We start from the raw sequence: 16,058 nt of genomic DNA on the forward strand, positions 1-16,058 counted from the left end.
TTCAACGCCCGATTGAAGCGGCTTTTGCCGCTCGTCAGCGCGGGATTAATAGGCATATTCCATGAATACAGGCTCGATCGAGCCGCCCCAGCGTGTGTGATAGGCCGACAGCATCTCCTCGGCGCTGGTGGTGCCGCGCGCCACGACTTCATCGAGCGTGTTCAGGAACGACGTTTCGTCGTAGCCGTCGCGGTTTTTCCTGCCGCGGTTCTTCAGCCCGGTTCGCGAAATGGCCATGACGTCGCGGGCGACCTCGCGCAGCGTGGTGTTGCGGAAGGGCGCGGAAATGCCGAGTTCAGGCACGGCGTTGCGCATCGCCAGCACTTCCTCGTAGGTCCAGCTCGACGTCAACGCCTCGGCGGCGTCGAGCGCCGCCTCGTCATAGAGCAGCCCGACCCAGAAGGCCGGCAGCGCGCAGATGCGCCGCCAGGGGCCGCCATCGGCGCCGCGCATTTCCAGGAAACGCTTCAGCCGCACGTCGGGGAACAAGGTCGACAGGTGGTTTGCCCAGTCGCCCATCGTCGGCAGCCCGTCCGGCACTTCGTTGCGCGCGGCCCCGGCCATGAACTGGCGGAAGGTGATATGCGTCATGTCGTGATAGTGGCCGTCGCGGATGACGAAATACATCGGAACGTCGAGCGCCCATTCGACATAGTCGGCGAAGCCGAAATCCGCCGAGAAGCAGAATTCGAGCAGGCCCGAGCGCTGGTTGTCGGTGTCGCGCCAGATGTCGCCGCGCCAGCTCTGCAGCCCGTTCGGCCGGCTATCGGTGAAGGGCGAGTTGGCGAACAGCGCCGTCGACAGCGGCTGCAGCTTCAGCGACACCTGCATCTTGCGGCGCATGTCGGCCTCGCTCTCGAAGTCGAGGTTCACCTGGATCGTGCAGGTGCGGTACATCATGTCGAGGCCCTTGGTGCCGACCTTGGGCATGTAGCGCGTCATGATCTCATAACGCGACTTCGGCATTTTCGGCGTTTCGGCCAGCGACCATTTCGGGCTGCCGCCGAGGCCGAGGAAGCGGATGCCCATCGGCTCGGCGATCTCGCGCACCTGCGCCAGGTGTGCATTGCCTTCGCGGCAGGTCTGGTGGATCGTTTCCAGCGGCGCGCCGGAGAGTTCGAACTGGCCGCCAGGCTCAAGCGAGATCGCGCCCTGGCCTGTCGGCTCGACCAGGCCGATGATGCGGCCGTCATCGATGATGGGATCCCAGCCCAGCTTGTTCTGCATGCCTTCGAGGATGGCGCGGATGCCGCGCTCGCCGCCGTAAGGCACCGGTGCGTTGCCATCGACATAGAACGGGAATTTCTCGTGCTCGGTGCCGATGCGCCATTTTTCGCGCGGCTTGTTGCCTTCGGCCAGATGCTCGACAAGCTCGTCTACGCCTTCGATTGGCCGGAAATCGGTTGTGTCGCGCGCCATTTTCAAGCCCTCAAAGGCGGTTGGACCCACCGCCGGCGCTAAATGGACGAAATGTCAGTAGCCGATCAAGCGAAAAATCCTGAGCCACAGGTCAAGAGGAATTGAAGACCTCGGCCCGCGAGCACCTCTTGCAACAGACAACGTCCTACCAGTCGCCAATTGTCGCCTGCATCGCCGCGAGCGCGGCCACGGCCGCCGTGTCTGCGCGCAGGATACGTGGCCCGAGCGGAATGGCGGTCACGAAGGGGAGGGCGCGGAGCATCTTGCGCTCCTCGTCGGAAAAGCCGCCCTCGGGCCCGACCAGCAGGGCGAGCTTCTTCTCCTCTACCGCCTGCAAGGCAGGCAGTGGGTTGTTGGTCGCGGCGTCCTCGTCGCAGAAGATCAGCCGCCTTTCCTTGTCCCAGCCGGTCAGCAGGCGCTCGAATTTTTCCGCCTCGCGAACTTCCGGCACAGCCAGGATGCCGCATTGCTCGGCGGCCTCGACGACATTGGCGCGCAGGCGATCGATGGAAGGCTTTGCCACCTGCGTGTGCTGGGTGATGACCGGTTGCAGGATGCCGGCGCCCATCTCGACCGCCTTTTGCACCAGATAGTCGAGCCGGCCCTGCTTCAGCGGCGCGAAGCAATAGATGAGGTCGGGCAAGGGCGGTTGCGGTCTTTGCGGCGCCAGTACTTTCAGCCGCACCGACCGCTTGGATTTCGCTGATATCGCCGCCGACCACTCGCCGTCGCGGCCATTGAAGACAAGGATCTCGGCGCCTTCGGCGAGCCGCAGCACATGCAGGAGATAATGGCTCTGCTGCTGGCCGGGTTCGAACTCGATGTCTGGTCCGAGGTCGTCGGGCACGAACAGACGTTGCATCTTGTAGTTGGCGCGCATGGCCGAGGAATGAGCGAGACGGCCGCCTGCGTCAAGCCTTGGCGGAAGGATGCCACACGGGTTGAAAGCCATGGCGCAGCACGGCAAGCGTCGTTTCCGGGGTCAGCAGCACAAGCGTCTCGTCCCCGAAATGATCAGGGCTGGTTGGCGGGCCGTATCCGGCAAAAGTCCATGGCAATATCTTGCCGTGGCGCAAGGCATAGGCGCTGCCGCCAGCTGCGATCATCGCGCCGTCGGGCAGGCCGGCAAGCGCATCCATCGCGACCGCAGACCGCCTGCCGCCCGACGCCAGCCGCTCCTTATGCAGCCGCTTGTCGACCTGTGGCGCGCGCGGCTCGGCAATACCGAAGGCTTGGCCGAAGCGATGGACAAAATCCTTGGCCCGTTCACGCTGGCAAAAAAAACAGGGGCGATGTCCGGCGGCGAGCGCCGTCACCTCGTCGAGGAAGAACAATTCGGTCCAGCCGGCCTTGCCACCGGGCCGGTTGCGGCCCATCGGCTCGCGCTGCACATTGCGGAATTGGCACACGCAGATGATCCAGGCCGGAAGCGCCCAGCGCTTTTTCAGGAGCGTCTTTGTCGCGGGGGCGTGGATGATGCCGCGATTGCCGGTGAACAGGCCGCGCTCCGGCACGGCGTGAATGGCGCCGAACGGATCGACCCGGTTCTGCAGTGGCATAGTTTTCTCCTGGGATACGCATCTTGGCTGAAACGCCGGCGCCATGATATCGCTCGCGACAGCATTTTCATGTCAGCAGGGTTTTTCGATGCGGGTGCTGGTAGTCCAGAACTACGACAATACCGGCCTCGGCCAAGTCGGTGCGGCACTGGCCGAAGCGGGTGCCGATCTTGATGTGCGGCTTCCCTATAAGGGTGATGCGCTGCCACGGGACGCAACCGGCCACGATGCCATGGTGGTGCTCGGCGGCGGCCAGAACGCGCTGGCCGACGAAGAATATCCCTATTTCCCGGCGCTGCTCGAACTGACCCGCGATTTCGCTGGCAAGGACCGCGCCGTGCTCGGTATCTGTCTCGGCAGTCAACTCGTCGCCCGCGCCTTTGGCGGCGCGAACCGCATCGGCGGGGCCAACGAATTCGGCTGGCGCGGCGTGTCGCTGACGGCCGATGCCAAGGCCGATCCGGTGTTGGCTGAGCTGCCGGAAAAGTTCCCGATCTTCCAGTGGCACGACGACACGTTCGAACTGCCGGAAGACGCCGTGCGGCTCGCCGGCAACGATGTCGCCGAAAACCAGGCGTTTCGCGTCGGCCGCGCCGTCTACGGCTTCCAGTTCCATTTCGAGGCCGACCGGCCCATGGTGAAGGACTGGAGCTCCTCCTTCGCGCCGACCATCGCCGCGCGCCATCCCGACTGGGCCGGCAAGCTCGACGGCGAAATGGCCCGCAACGGTCCTGACGCCGATGCCGCTGGTCTGGCCATCGCCCGTGCCTGGGTGGCGACGATCTAGAGCAATTCCAGGAAAAGTGTGTAGCGGTTTTCCCGGGAGAAGCGCGCAGCGCTTCCCCTTGGGAATTGCGTAAAAACAAGAAGTTAGAGCGGGTCAGAGATTCTATCAAACTCTGATCCGCTCTAAACGACCGTTCATGCTCCGCGTGACATAATTGGCACGCGACCATGAAACCGGTTGGGGAAAACCCCTTTCATCCTTGGCTTGTGTCCGCCCGCCATCCTAGAAGGCGCGCGCCCTATGTCGGCTGTGCAACCGGGATGAACCTTTTGTGTGACCCGTGCGACACACCATCGATACAGAACACACCTAGAAGCGCGAAATCGTCGAAACTTTGACACGTATTTTCCGTTTCAACGCATTGGTAACCGCCTCGTGCACAGATGCAGGAAGCTCAACAAGAGATGACCTCCGTGAAAGCAGCGCTTCTGTCCTTTGCCATGCTGTCCGCCATCGTACTTTGCGGTCTTGGTATTTATGCCGCCGATGCCGCCAACAACCACAATGCGGTTGACGGCTACGGCGTCACCGCCTCCCTGCGCTAAGCCAGGGCATCCCTCGCGCCCGGATCCCTCGCGCCCTTGGGCACCGGGGCCGTTAAGGCTCCCTTATCGATATTTCCAGGATGCGTTTGTCCGCGCCGTCAACGACGAGCGCGGTAAGCATGCCTGACTGCCAGGCAAGCGTGTCGACATTGACGCGGTTGGCCATCACTTCCGCCTCGGGGACCGGTGTGTGGCCGTGCACCACGATCTTCGGGAAGAGGCCGGTGTGATCGTGGAAAACGTCACGGATCCAGATCAGGTCCTGCGGACTTTGCTTTTCCAGGGGAATGCCCGGCCTGATGCCGGCATGGCAGAAGAAGAAGTCGCCTGATGTCACCGAGAGTGGCAGCGACCGCAGGAAGTCGACATGGCTTTGCGGCACCGCTTCGAGCAGGGCTTGATGACCCTTGCGCATGGCTGATTCCGCCTTGCCGAACCAGGCGCCGTTGCCGCTGTTGATAGTCACTCCGTAGGATTGCGCGGTCTGGATGCCGCCAAAACGGATGAAGAGCCCTTCCGGGTCGGGTGTCTTGAGAAAGTCGAGAAAGCCGATGTCGTGGTTGCCGGCCAGCATCAGGTTTCGCGGATCGCGTTCGCGTGCCTCGATCAGGAAGTCGATGACGCCCTTGGAGTCCGGTCCGCGATCGACATAGTCGCCAAGATGGATGATGCGCCAGTCGGCGACCCTGTCCCTCGCGATCTCGGCCTCGATCTGGCCATGCATGGCGGCCAGCAGGTCGACCCGGCCATGCACGTCGCCGATCGCGTACAGACGCACGCCGTCCGGCCCGTGTGCGTCGAGGAAATGGATGCCGGGTTCCGCCAAGGTCTGGGTATCTCCGTGGTCAGATGTCACTGACTTAGCGTCGGAGCTGCTCCTTGCCCATGTCGGTGACCAGACGCTTTCCGCACAGCGCCAGCGTGATGTCCATCTCCTTGCGGATGATTTCCAACGCTTTGGTAACCCCTTCCTTGCCGAGCGCGCCCAGGCCGTAAAGAAATGGCCGGCCGATATAGGTGCCCTTGGCGCCAAGGCAGAGCGCTTTCAACACGTCCTGGCCGGAGCGGATGCCGCCGTCCATATGCACTTCTATTCTGTCGCCGACCGCATCGGCGATTTCCTCCAGAACCATGATCGACGACGACGCGCCATCGAGCTGGCGCCCGCCATGGTTGGAAACGATGATGGCATCGGCGCCGGTCTTGGCCGCCATCAGCGCATCTTCCTTGTCGAGGATGCCCTTGAGGATCAGCTTGCCGCCCCAGCGCTCCTTGATCCAGGCGACGTCCTTCCACGACAGCTGCGGATCGAACTGCTCCGTCGTCCAGGACGACAGCGAAGAGACGTCGCCGACGCCCTTGGCGTGGCCGACGATGTTGCGGAAGGTGCGGCGCTTGGTGCCGGCTATGCCCAGGCACCAGCGCGGCTTTGAGGCCAGGTCGATGATGTTGGCCAACGTCATCTTGGGCGGCGCCGAAAGCCCGTTGCGGACATCCTTGTGGCGTTGGCCGAGGACCTGCAGGTCGAGCGTCAGCACCAGCGCCGAGCACTTCGCCGCCTTCGCCCGGTCGATCAAATCGAGCACGAAATCCTTGTCGCGCAGCACATAGAGCTGGAACCAGAACGGTTTCTTCGTCACCGAGGCGACATCCTCGATCGAACAGATGCTCATCGTCGAGAGCGTGAACGGCACGCCGAATTCCTCTGCCGCCTGCGCTGCCAGCATCTCGCCGTCGGCATGCTGCATGCCGGTCATGCCGGTCGGCGCCAGCGCCACCGGCATCGACACTTTCTGGCCGATCATGGTCGATTCCAGCGAGCGGTTGCTCATGTCGACCAGCACGCGCTGGCGGAACTTGATCTTCTGAAAGTCTTCCTCGTTCGCCCGGTAGGTGCTCTCGGTCCAGGCGCCCGAGTCGGCATAGTCGAAGAACATCTTGGGCACGCGCCGGCGCGCGAGATCCTTGAGGTCTGCGATGGTCAGAATGTCGCTCATGATGGTCCCCGCTTGATCGAATTGATTAGGAGCGTCTGCGCGCTGGTTCGCCGTCGCCGGCTTCCGAACGCTGCCTCAGCCTCAGCCGCGACACGCGTTGCCAGTCGCCGCTGCGTTCGGCTTCCGCCATCGAACGCTCGACATAGGTCATGTGGTCCATCGCCGCCTGGCGGGCGCCGGCCGGATCGCCGGCCTTGACCGCGGTGTGGATCGCCCGGTGCTGCGCCAGCAGCGCCTCGCGCGCGCCGGGCACGGTGAACACCAGGAGCCGGTTCTGGAACACGCCTTCCGACAACAGCCGGTAGCAGGAGCGCAGTGTGTGCAGAAGCAGGATGTTGTGCGCGCATTCGCAGATCGCATGATGGAATTCGACGTCGATTTCGGCCTCGTCGTCGAAATCGCCGGTACGATGCGCCTCGTCCATGCGCGCCATGATGCGATCGAGCAAGGCAAGGTCCTCCGGTGTGGCGCGCCGCGCCGCGTATTCGGCGGCTATGCCTTCGATCTCGCGGCGGTATTCCAGATAGTCGGCCACCGCCTTGCGATGCGTCGAGATCAGGTCCGCCACCGGCTTGGTGAACAACTGGCCGATAATGTCGGCGACGTGCGTGCCGCCGCCCGGACGGGTCGACAGCAGGCCGCGCGCTTCGAGCGCCTTCAGCGCGTCGCGCAGGATGGGCCGCGACACATCGAACTGGCGTGCCAGTTCGCGCTCGCCCGGCAGCCGGTCGCCGGTGCGCAGCACGCCTTCGAGGATGAGGCTTTCGATCTGCTGCACCACCTCGTCGGCGGTGCGCGAATGCTCGATCCTGGAGAAAATGTCGCTCAAAGGAAGCGCCTGGAGAAGGGAATGATATCGCGCAGATTAGAGCCTCTGTCGCCAACTGGTCAAATTATTTATCCAATTCGTCTCGTTCGGTCGATTTTCGCGCCGCGCCGGCATATCGCCTCGCGCTAAATTTTGCTGTTTACGTCCCTTGCCGATTGCCGCAAGACGACGCCATTGCACGAAGGGTCGAAACCAGGGGGACCAGACGTGTCGGACGAGACGTCCAATCTTGAATTCCAGCCGCGCAGCCAGGGCAGCGTCATGGGCTTTCCGGCGCATGAAGGCCGGCCCGGCGCGCTCGGCGAGGTTCACGCCCGCCCCCATCCGCTGGTCGAGAAGCCGCGCGTGCTTGTCCAACTCTCCTTCATGACCGAAGGCGGCTCAGCGGTCGACCACGCCGTGCTTTCGGAACTGTCGCGCCGTCTCGGCATCGCCGCTCCCGAGCGTCACGCCCGCCACCACGCCATGAAATGGGGCAAGGGGACGCTGCGCTGGGAGCGGCACACGGAATTCTCGACCTATCTCTGGGAAGGGCCGCTGGCCGAGAATGGCCGGGGGCAAGAGGATTCGCCCTTTGGCAATGGCTTTTCGCCGCCGGGAACCGTCATCTCGGGCATCCGGCTCGAGATCCGCAAATGGACGCAGGCGAGCGAGAGGCAGGTCGCCGGCTTCGACCCGACCAGCCTCTGTTACTCGCTTGTCGAGCGTGGCAGCGCGGCCATCGTCACCGACTTCCGCCAGGACGGCGACGGCATGACCCGCATGCTGGTGCTCGACCGCGGCCTGACCCCGGCCAGCACCGGCGCGCTGTCGCAGCGGCTGATCGACATCGAGACCTACCGCACGCTTGCCATGCTCGGCCTGCCGCTGGCGCTCACCTTGTCCGGCCGCGCCCGCCGCATCGAGGACCGCTTGGCGCAGACGACGCTGGAAATGAAGGTCGCCGAGACCCGCGACAACCAGACGCTGCTCGCCGGTCTGACGGAGCTTGCCGCCGAACTGGAGGCCGATGCCGCTTCCAGCCTCTACCGCTTCGGCGCCAGCCGCGCCTATGACGGCATCGTCACGGAAAGACTGGAGGCGCTGGATGAGGAGCCCGTGCAGGGCTACGACACCTGGGCGGGCTTTCTGCTGCGGCGCATGGCACCAGCCATGCGCACCTGCCGCTCGGTCGAGGAGCGCCAGGCCAATTTGTCGCGCAAGCTGACCCGTGCCACCACGCTGCTGCGGACCTGGGTCGACGTCGAGGTCGAGAAGCAGAACCGCGACCTGCTCGCCTCGATGAACAACCGCGCCCGCCTGCAACTGCGGCTGCAGCAGACCGTCGAAGGCCTTTCGGTCGCCGCCGTCTCCTATTACGTTGTCGGCCTCATCGGCTATGTCGCCAAGGGCGCGTCGGTCTTTGGCCACGCCTTCGCGCCCGAGGTCGTCACCGCCGCCTCGGTGCCGTTCGCCATCCTGCTGGTCTGGTGGGGCGTGCGCCGCGTGCGACGGATGCATTCCGAGCCGGCGAAACATTCGGGCGAATAGTCCGCGCCATGCTTCGGACGCAACGGATGTGCAGCGGCAGATTGCCGCTGCGGAAGCTTTGCCTGCATCCGCCGCCCTGACGCCACCAAAGCAAGATTTGCAACAAATGCCGCTAGCTGGTAAATCATTTTTACCAGTCGAGTGGAGGAAGCGCCGATGTCCGGCCTTGCCATGCCCAAGCCAGACGCAGAGACGCTGCGCCGGCGCAGCGAAATCGTCGCCGACATGCGCATCATCGTGCCGGGCGAGGGCGTGGTCGACGCGGCCAATGAAATGCGTGCCTTCGAAAGCGATGGCCTGACCGCCTACCGGCAACTGCCGCTGGTCGTGGTGCTGCCCGAGACGGTGGCGCAGGTTTCGCGCGTGCTGAGATACTGCAACGACCGCAACATCCGCGTCGTGCCGCGCGGATCGGGCACCTCGCTGTCGGGCGGCGCGCTGCCGCTGGAGGACGCGGTGCTGCTCGTCATGAGCCGGTTCAACCGCATCCTCGAGATCGATTTTCCCGACCGCATCGTCGTCGTCCAGCCCGGCGTCACCAATCTCGGCATCACGTCAGCCGTCGAGCAGGAGGGGTTTTACTACGCCCCCGATCCATCCTCCCAGATCGCCTGCTCGATCGGCGGCAACGTGGCGGAGAACTCCGGCGGCGTGCACTGCCTGAAATACGGCCTCACCGCCAACAATGTGCTCGGCATCGAGATGGTTCTGATGAATGGCGAGGTGGTGCGGCTCGGCGGCGGTCACCTCGACGCGGAGGGCTATGACCTGCTCGGCGTCATGACCGGCTCGGAAGGTCTGCTCGGCGTCGTCACCGAGGTCACCGTGCGCATCCTGAAGAAGCCGGAGACGGCGCGCGCCCTGCTGATCGGCTTTCCGACCAGCGAGCAGGGCGGCCAGTGCGTCGCCGACATCATCGGCGCCGGCATTATTCCGGGCGGCATGGAAATGATGGACCGGCCGGCGATCCATGCCGCCGAGGATTTCGTCCATGCCGGCTATCCCCTCGACGTCGAGGCGCTGCTGATCGTCGAGCTCGATGGCCCCGGCGTCGAGGTCGATCATCTGATCACGGCGGTCGAGGCGATCGCCATCGCCAACGGCTCGACCACGTGCCGCATCTCGCAGTCCGAGCAGGAGCGGCTGAGCTTTTGGGCCGGCCGCAAGGCGGCCTTTCCCGCCGTTGGCCGCATCTCGCCAGATTACTACTGTATGGACGGCACCATTCCGCGCAAGGAACTGCCGCGCGTGCTGGCCGGCATGCGCGAGCTGTCGGAAAAATACGGCCTCGGCGTCGCCAACGTTTTCCACGCCGGCGACGGCAATCTGCATCCGCTCATTCTCTACGATGCCAACGTGCCGGGCGAACTCGACAAGGCCGAAAGCTTCGGCGCCGACATTTTGCGGCTCTGCGTCAAGGTCGGTGGCGTGCTCACCGGCGAGCATGGCGTGGGGGTCGAGAAGCGCGACCTGATGCCGGAAATGTTCAACCAGGTCGACCTCGACCAGCAAATGCGCGTCAAATGCGCTTTCGACCCCAACCATCTTCTCAATCCCGGCAAGGTCTTCCCGCAGCTGCGCCGCTGCGCCGAACTGGGCCGCATGCACGTGCATCGGGGCCAAGTGGCGTTCCCGGACATTCCGAGGTTTTGAGCGGATATGTCGGCGCGCGAACACCCCCCTCTGTCCTGCCGGACATCTCCCCCTCAAGGGGGGAGATTGGCTGTTTGTGCGCTTCGGCTTTTCTTCAACGCAGAAGATTGGCGAAACCCTGCGCGACATCTGATCGCCCCCCTTGAGGGGGAGATGTCCGGCAGGACAGAGGGGGGCGCGACGGAACTCGGCCTATCCTGTCTCCCCCGCTTCGCGGGGGCGAGGAAAGGCGCGAACTCATGACCACCTTCACCCCACTTACCCCAGCCGAAGTCCTCTCCACCATTGCCTGGGCGGCGGCGGAGGAAACGTCGCTCGAAATCCTCGGCCACGGCTCCAAGCGCGGCATCGGCCGTCCGCTGCAGACCGAGCACACGCTCGACCTGTCGAAACTCTCGGGCGTGACCCTCTACGAACCTGCCGAACTGGTGCTGTCGGCAAAGGCCGGCACGCCGCTGGCCGATATCGAAAGGCTGCTGGCGGACAACGGTCAGCAGTTCGCTTTCGAGCCGATGGACTATGGTCCGCTGCTTGGCGGCGAGCCAGGCAAAGGCACCATTGGCGGCGTGCTCGGAGCCAACCTTTCCGGTCCGCGCCGGCTGAAGGCGGGCGCCGCGCGCGATCATATTCTCGGCATCAACGTCGTCTCCGGTCGGGGCGAAGCGTTCAAGTCGGGCGGCCGCGTGGTCAAGAACGTCACCGGCTACGATCTGTCGAAGCTGATGGCCAACAGCTGGGGTACATTGGCCGTGTTCACCGACGTCACCTTCAAGGTGCTGCCAGCCGCCGAGACCGAAGTCACGCTCGCCGTCCGTGGCCTGCTCGACGATGCCGCCTGCGCCGCCATGGCCCTGGCGCTCGGCTCCAGCGCCGAAGTATCGAGTGCCGCCCATTTGCCGGAGCGCATTGCCGCGCGCGTCGCGGGCGGAGCGCTCGGCACTGAAGCCGCCACGCTGCTGCGCGTCGAAGGCTTTGGCCCGTCCGTTGACTATCGCATTGCAGCGCTGAAAACACTGCTCGGCAAGGCTGGGCCACTGGAGGAGATTGCCGGTGAGACCTCCAAGGCTATCTGGCGCGATATCAGGGATATCAGGCCCTTCGCGGACGGCAGCGGGAAGCCGGTCTGGCGGGTCTCGATGACGCCTGCCCAGGGCCACCAGATGGTCCTGACGCTGCGCATGCAGGCCGCCGTCAGCGCCTTCTATGACTGGCAAGGTGGGCTGGTTTGGCTGCGCATGGAGGAGGGCGATCCGGAACCCGCTTTGCTGCGCGGCCTCTTGAGAAAACATGGCGGCGGCCACGCGACGCTGGTGCGCGCCGCACCTGCCCATCGCGCCGCGCTGCCGGTGTTCGAGCCTCAGCCGCCGGCCTTGGCGGCGCTCAGCCAGCGGCTGAGGCAGGAATTCGACCCGAAGAACATCCTCAATCCCGGCCGCATGGCCTAGGACATCAGAGATGCAGACCAATTTTTCGCCCGCACAGCTTGCCGATCCGCATGTCGCGGAATCGGAAAAGATCCTGCGCAAATGCGTGCATTGCGGCTTCTGCACCGCCACCTGCCCGACCTATGTGACGCTTGGCAACGAGCTCGATTCGCCGCGCGGGCGCATCTATCTGATCAAGGACATGCTGGAGAACGGCCGTCCCGCCGACAAGGAAATCGTCACCCATATCGACCGCTGCCTGTCGTGCCTCGCCTGCATGACCACCTGCCCATCGGGCGTCAATTATATGCATCTGGTCGACCATGCCCGCGCCCATATCCAGCAAACCTACAAGCGGCCGCTGCTCGACCGGTTGACCCGCGCCATGCTCGCCTTCGTGCTGCCCTATCCCCGTCGCTTCCGCGCGGCGCTCAAGCTGGCGAAGCTAGGCAAGCCGTTCATCGGCCTGTTCGAAGAAATCCCGGCGCTGAAGCCGCTCGGCGCGGTGCTCAGGCTTGCGCCGGCATCAATCCCGGCGGCCTCGCCGATGGCCTTGCCGGGCATCCATGCCGTACAGTTAGCGAAAAGAGGACGCGTGGCCATCCTGACCGGCTGCGCGCAATCGGTGCTGGATCCCGGCATCAACGATACGGCCATCTCGCTGCTGACACGGCTCGGCGTCGAGGTTGTGGTGCCGCCGGGCGAGGGCTGCTGCGGCGCACTGGTTCATCATATGGGACGGGAGGAAGCCGCTCTTGCTTCGGCCAGGCAGAATGTCGATGCCTGGACCCGTGCCATCGATGAGGGCGGGCTCGACGCCATCATCATCACCGCGTCGGGCTGCGGCACGACGATCAAGGATTACGGCTTCATGCTGCGGCTCGATCCGGCCTATGCCGAGAAGGCCGCGCGCGTGTCGGCGCTGGCCAAGGACATCACCGAGTATCTGTCCGCCATCGATCTGCCCGAACCGGTGCGCAAGCCGGGCACGGTCGTCGCCTATCACTCGGCCTGCTCGATGCAGCACGGCCAGAAGATCACGCGTCAGCCGAAGGAACTGCTCGCCAGGGCCGGTTTCATCGTGCGCGAGCCGCGCGAGGGCCATCTCTGTTGTGGCTCGGCCGGCACCTACAACATTCTGCAGCCCGAGATTTCGGCCAGGCTGCGCGACCGCAAGGTGAAAAACATCGAGGCGACGGGCGCCGCGATCGTCGCCACGGGCAATATCGGCTGCATCACGCAGATCGCGTCCGCTGCCAGGATGCCGGTGGTGCACACGGTCAAGCTGCTCGACTGGGCCTATGGCGGGCCGCGACCGGAAGGCGTCGCGGAAGACAGCCTGATCGCGGCGGAATAGGCGTCCGTTCCGGCGCTACTCGGCCGCCAGCCTGTCGGCCGTGCCGTAGGTCGCCTCGTAGAGCGCGCGCTGGCGGCTGAGCGCGACCATCGTGTTGCGCAGCAGGATGGCCACCGTGATCGGGCCGACGCCGCCTGGAACCGGGGTGATCCAGGAGGCCACGTGCTTGACGCTGTCGGTGTCGACGTCGCCGACGACGCGGCTGGTGCCATCAGGCCCGATTTCGGAATTGATGCCGATGTCGATGACGGCCGCACCTGGCTTCACCATGTCGGCCTTGATCAGCCTTGGCTTGCCGACGGCGACGAACAGCGCGTCGGCGCGCCGTGCATGGGCGGCGACCGACCGCGTCATGTGATGGCAGACCGTCACGGTCGCGCCTTCGCTCATCAACAGGAAGGCGATCGGCTTGCCGACGATTTCCGAATGGCCGACGATGACCACTTCCAGTCCCTTGAGGTCGAGGCCGGTTTCCTTGAGCAGTTCGACCGAGGCCGCGGCCGTGCAGGGCGCGAGGTCAAGCTGGTTGTAGACGATGTTGCCGATCGAGGCCGGGTGCATGCCCTCGACATCCTTCAGCGGATGCACCGCCGCCTGCAGCGTCTTGACCGGGATATGCGCGGGAACCGGCCGCTGGATGATGATGCCGGTGACGCGCGGATCGGCGTTCAGCCCGTGGATGGCTGCTTCCAGCTCACCCGAGGTGATGGTGGCGGGAAAGCGCCGTTCCTCGAAATCGATGCCGGCGAGCTGAGCCTTGGCGCGCTGGTTGCGTACATAGACATCGACCGCGTCGGTATCGCCGACGGTGATCGAGATCAGCTTGGGCGGAAAGCCCTCGGCCTTGGCAATGGCCGCGTCCTCGCGCACGGCGGCGATGATGCGCTGGGCGACCGGGCCGCCCTTGAGATAGCGGCTGTCGTCGGAGAGGGACATAGCTCGAACCTTTGGTGGGAAGATTGTGCACTGCAATAGCAGAGCATGGCCCGGAAATCAGCCCTGAAAGCGAAACACCGTGCCTCCGGGGCGACCTGTCGCACCGTGAAACGAAAAGGGCAGCCCGGTTACCCGTGCTGCCCTCTCGTGACTGGCCGTATCCCCACACGGCCCGTCCCCCGTTAACTCGCCGCCAGTCTAAGCACGTCTTCCAGAAGCGCGCTATGGCTTGAGGGCAACAGCGCGCAAAAACCTGCTCAGCACTGCTTAACCGGCTGATTCGCTATCATTATATCACCTCGACCGTGGTTCCGACATTGACCCGCTCATAAAGGTCGACCACGTCCTCGTTGCGCATGCGGATGCAGCCCGACGACACCGCGCCGCCGATCGTCCAGGGCTGGTTGGTGCCGTGGATGCGGTACTCCGTCGTGCCGATATAGAGCGCGCGCGCGCCGAGCGGGTTTTCCATGCCGCCGGCCAGATAAGTCGGCAGGTAGCGGCCCTTGGCCGCCTCGCGCTTGATCATCTCGGCTGGCGGACGCCAGTCCGGCCAGACGCGCTTGTTGGTGATCTTGTGGGTGCCCGACCATTCGAAGCCGGGCTTGCCGGTGCCGACGCCGTAACGCCGCGCCTTGCCGTTCTTCTCGACCAGATAGAGGAAATTCTGCGTGGTATCGATGACGATGGTGCCTGGCTTCTGGCCTCCGTCATAAGCGACTTCCTGCGGCAGGTAGACCGGGTTGATCTGCGGGCGCATGACCATGCGCTTGGCCGGCGCCTGCACGCCCGCCGTCTGCACACGGTCGGGCTGCGCGGTGCGCTGGCGCGGCTGCTGCACGGCCTGTCGGTTCTGCCGCACGATGCCCGGCGCATGGCCAAGCTGCAGCACCCAGGGCGCGGAAAGGTCGGGGCTCACCATCACCGGCGGCCTGTCGGCATAGCGGTCGTCGGCAAGGGAGGGCATGACGCTTGCGGCAAGCACCGCCGCGCTGAACAACGGAAGCAGGAATTTCATCGGGAACGCACCTTGATAGCCTGATACGCCGGGCAAGAACGCTCCCGGTTTGCGCGATCATTGGCGGCGAGCAGCAACCGAAACATGAATCGGAATGCGTAAAATGCGGTTCTGTCAGTAAACCTTTTGGTGTGGTTACCGCCGGGTTCAGGAATCTGGTAAAGCCACGGTAAAAGCAGCGCGGAAGCGCGTTAACGGATGGATCTCTTGAGATGAGCAATGAAAACACCGGCCTGCTTGCCGGTCCTGACGGTGTCGTGCGCTGCTTCTGGCATGGCAATCTGCCCGACTATCTGCACTACCACGACCATGAATGGGGCCGGCCGGTGGCCGACGACCGCAGGCTGTTCGAGAAGATCTGCCTCGAAGGGTTTCAGTCGGGGCTGTCGTGGCTGACCATTTTGCGCAAGCGGGAGAATTTTCGCGAGGCCTTCGCCGGCTTCGACTTCGACAAGGTCGCCGCCTTCACCGACAAGGATGTGGAACGCCTGCTCGGCAATGCCGGTATCATCCGCCATCGCGGCAAGATCGTCTCGACCATCAACAACGCCAAACGCGCCCGCGAAATGGTCGACGAGTTCGGCTCGCTGGCCGCCTGGTTCTGGAGGTTCGAACCCGGCAAGGAGGAACGGCCGCAAACCGTTGATCTCGCCCATCTGCGCGCCAACCCGACCACCGCGGTTTCCGTGCGGATTTCGAAGGACCTGAAGAAGCGCGGCTGGAGCTTCGTCGGCCCGACCACCGTCTACGCGTTCATGCAGGCCATGGGGCTGGTCAACGACCATCTCGAAGGCTGTGTATGCCGCAAGCAGGTCGAGAAGCAGCGGAAGGCTTTCAAGCGGCCGAAATAGCTGCTTTTTCCTTCTCCCCGTTCACGGGGAGAGCGACTATCTGGGGTGTCAAGTTGCATTTGCGAATTCGCTTCTCGCGTCGCGTGCTTTTGCGTTGAGGATGACGAGAAGTTTTCTGGCGAGTGCGATGCGGATGAGCATTTTGGGCTTTCC

At 64.3% G+C, this 16,058-nt stretch carries 15 protein-coding genes and 1 pseudogene; 7 read left to right on the plus strand and 9 right to left on the minus strand.

Features of this window, described 5'->3' with window-relative positions:
- Positions 1–45 precede the first annotated feature (45 nt).
- The 3 genes from EN851_RS28035 to EN851_RS28045 all read right to left on the minus strand — a co-directional run bounded on the left by EN851_RS28035 (position 46) and on the right by EN851_RS28045 (position 2,978).
- Positions 46–1,419: a glutamate--cysteine ligase gene (locus tag EN851_RS28035; protein WP_135930443.1), complete on the minus strand. Its 1,374-nt coding sequence runs from the start codon at positions 1,417–1,419 to the stop codon at positions 46–48.
- A 145-nt stretch (positions 1,420–1,564) separates the two neighbouring features.
- Positions 1,565–2,299, minus strand: coding sequence for a 16S rRNA (uracil(1498)-N(3))-methyltransferase (locus tag EN851_RS28040; protein WP_135881163.1), 735 nt, complete (start codon positions 2,297–2,299; stop codon positions 1,565–1,567).
- Positions 2,300–2,330: 31 nt separating this feature from the next.
- Positions 2,331–2,978 (minus strand): hypothetical protein, encoded by a 648-nt coding sequence (locus EN851_RS28045; RefSeq protein ID WP_135930444.1) that lies wholly within the window; start codon positions 2,976–2,978, stop codon positions 2,331–2,333.
- Positions 2,979–3,066: 88 nt separating this feature from the next.
- Here EN851_RS28045 and EN851_RS28050 point away from each other — a divergent pair, with 88 nt between their 5' ends.
- Positions 3,067–3,765: a type 1 glutamine amidotransferase gene (locus tag EN851_RS28050; protein WP_135916912.1), complete on the plus strand. Its 699-nt coding sequence runs from the start codon at positions 3,067–3,069 to the stop codon at positions 3,763–3,765.
- A gap of 404 nt (positions 3,766–4,169) precedes the next feature.
- Positions 4,170–4,310, plus strand: coding sequence for a hypothetical protein (locus EN851_RS28060; RefSeq protein ID WP_023782442.1), 141 nt, complete (start codon positions 4,170–4,172; stop codon positions 4,308–4,310).
- Between the two features lie 52 nt (positions 4,311–4,362).
- Here EN851_RS28060 and EN851_RS28065 read toward each other — a convergent pair whose 3' ends face one another.
- Genes EN851_RS28065 through EN851_RS28075 form a run of 3 tightly spaced genes read right to left on the minus strand, consistent with a single transcriptional unit; the run spans position 4,363 to position 7,136 of the window.
- Positions 4,363–5,136 carry a metallophosphoesterase gene (locus EN851_RS28065; RefSeq protein WP_135920406.1) on the minus strand — a complete coding sequence of 258 codons (774 nt, stop codon included), beginning with the start codon at positions 5,134–5,136 and terminating at the stop codon, positions 4,363–4,365.
- A gap of 34 nt (positions 5,137–5,170) precedes the next feature.
- Positions 5,171–6,307 carry an alpha-hydroxy acid oxidase gene (locus tag EN851_RS28070; protein ID WP_127279737.1) on the minus strand — a complete coding sequence of 379 codons (1,137 nt, stop codon included), beginning with the start codon at positions 6,305–6,307 and terminating at the stop codon, positions 5,171–5,173.
- 25 nt (positions 6,308–6,332) lie between these two features.
- On the minus strand, positions 6,333–7,136 hold the full coding sequence (locus tag EN851_RS28075; protein WP_127870930.1) for an FCD domain-containing protein: 804 nt from the start codon (positions 7,134–7,136) through the stop codon (positions 6,333–6,335).
- Positions 7,137–7,343: 207 nt separating this feature from the next.
- On the opposite strand from EN851_RS28075, the gene EN851_RS28080 reads away from it, so the two are divergent.
- The 4 genes from EN851_RS28080 (at position 7,344) to glcF (ending at position 13,100) form a co-directional block, all read left to right on the plus strand.
- On the plus strand, positions 7,344–8,666 hold the full coding sequence (locus EN851_RS28080) for a DUF3422 family protein (RefSeq protein ID WP_135930445.1): 1,323 nt from the start codon (positions 7,344–7,346) through the stop codon (positions 8,664–8,666).
- Positions 8,667–8,822: 156 nt separating this feature from the next.
- Positions 8,823–10,319, plus strand: a complete 1,497-nt coding sequence (locus EN851_RS28085) for an FAD-linked oxidase C-terminal domain-containing protein (protein WP_135930446.1) — start codon at positions 8,823–8,825, stop codon at positions 10,317–10,319.
- Positions 10,320–10,558: 239 nt separating this feature from the next.
- Entirely contained in the window at positions 10,559–11,764 is a 1,206-nt protein-coding gene (locus EN851_RS28095) for an FAD-binding protein (protein WP_135930448.1), read from the plus strand.
- 10 nt (positions 11,765–11,774) lie between these two features.
- A complete protein-coding gene (gene glcF, locus EN851_RS28100) occupies positions 11,775–13,100 on the plus strand; it encodes a glycolate oxidase subunit GlcF (RefSeq protein WP_135930449.1) in 1,326 nt (441 codons plus the stop codon).
- A gap of 15 nt (positions 13,101–13,115) precedes the next feature.
- On the opposite strand, the gene EN851_RS28105 is transcribed toward glcF, so the two are convergent.
- Complete coding sequence (locus EN851_RS28105; RefSeq protein WP_127870935.1) at positions 13,116–14,036, minus strand: bifunctional 5,10-methylenetetrahydrofolate dehydrogenase/5,10-methenyltetrahydrofolate cyclohydrolase; 921 nt, start codon at positions 14,034–14,036, stop codon at positions 13,116–13,118.
- A 289-nt stretch (positions 14,037–14,325) separates the two neighbouring features.
- Positions 14,326–15,054: a L,D-transpeptidase gene (locus EN851_RS28110; protein WP_127278592.1), complete on the minus strand. Its 729-nt coding sequence runs from the start codon at positions 15,052–15,054 to the stop codon at positions 14,326–14,328.
- 212 nt (positions 15,055–15,266) lie between these two features.
- Here EN851_RS28110 and EN851_RS28115 point away from each other — a divergent pair, with 212 nt between their 5' ends.
- On the plus strand, positions 15,267–15,905 hold the full coding sequence (locus EN851_RS28115) for a DNA-3-methyladenine glycosylase I (protein WP_127278593.1): 639 nt from the start codon (positions 15,267–15,269) through the stop codon (positions 15,903–15,905).
- Between the two features lie 48 nt (positions 15,906–15,953).
- Here the strand turns inward: EN851_RS28115 and EN851_RS37900 are convergent.
- Positions 15,954–16,058 (minus strand): annotated as a pseudogene (locus EN851_RS37900) (IS110 family transposase); the annotation flags it as partial.

This window comes from Mesorhizobium sp. M8A.F.Ca.ET.208.01.1.1 (assembly GCF_004791315.1).
GTDB lineage: Bacteria > Pseudomonadota > Alphaproteobacteria > Rhizobiales > Rhizobiaceae > Mesorhizobium.

Excerpts from the sequence above, each read along its gene's own strand:
- EN851_RS28115 (WP_127278593.1), top strand. The coding sequence starts at position 15,267 with ATGAGCAATGAAAACACCGGCCTGCTTGCCGGTCCTGACGGTGTCGTG.
- EN851_RS28050 (WP_135916912.1), top strand. The coding sequence starts at position 3,067 with ATGCGGGTGCTGGTAGTCCAGAACTACGACAATACCGGCCTCGGCCAA.
- glcF (WP_135930449.1), top strand. The coding sequence starts at position 11,775 with ATGCAGACCAATTTTTCGCCCGCACAGCTTGCCGATCCGCATGTCGCG.
- EN851_RS28045 (WP_135930444.1), bottom strand. The coding sequence starts at position 2,978 with ATGCCACTGCAGAACCGGGTCGATCCGTTCGGCGCCATTCACGCCGTG.
- EN851_RS28110 (WP_127278592.1), bottom strand. The coding sequence starts at position 15,054 with ATGAAATTCCTGCTTCCGTTGTTCAGCGCGGCGGTGCTTGCCGCAAGC.
- EN851_RS28035 (WP_135930443.1), bottom strand. The coding sequence starts at position 1,419 with ATGGCGCGCGACACAACCGATTTCCGGCCAATCGAAGGCGTAGACGAG.
- EN851_RS28040 (WP_135881163.1), bottom strand. The coding sequence starts at position 2,299 with ATGCGCGCCAACTACAAGATGCAACGTCTGTTCGTGCCCGACGACCTC.
- EN851_RS28060 (WP_023782442.1), top strand. The coding sequence starts at position 4,170 with ATGACCTCCGTGAAAGCAGCGCTTCTGTCCTTTGCCATGCTGTCCGCC.
- EN851_RS28105 (WP_127870935.1), bottom strand. The coding sequence starts at position 14,036 with ATGTCCCTCTCCGACGACAGCCGCTATCTCAAGGGCGGCCCGGTCGCC.
- EN851_RS28085 (WP_135930446.1), top strand. The coding sequence starts at position 8,823 with ATGTCCGGCCTTGCCATGCCCAAGCCAGACGCAGAGACGCTGCGCCGG.
- EN851_RS28070 (WP_127279737.1), bottom strand. The coding sequence starts at position 6,307 with ATGAGCGACATTCTGACCATCGCAGACCTCAAGGATCTCGCGCGCCGG.
- EN851_RS28095 (WP_135930448.1), top strand. The coding sequence starts at position 10,559 with ATGACCACCTTCACCCCACTTACCCCAGCCGAAGTCCTCTCCACCATT.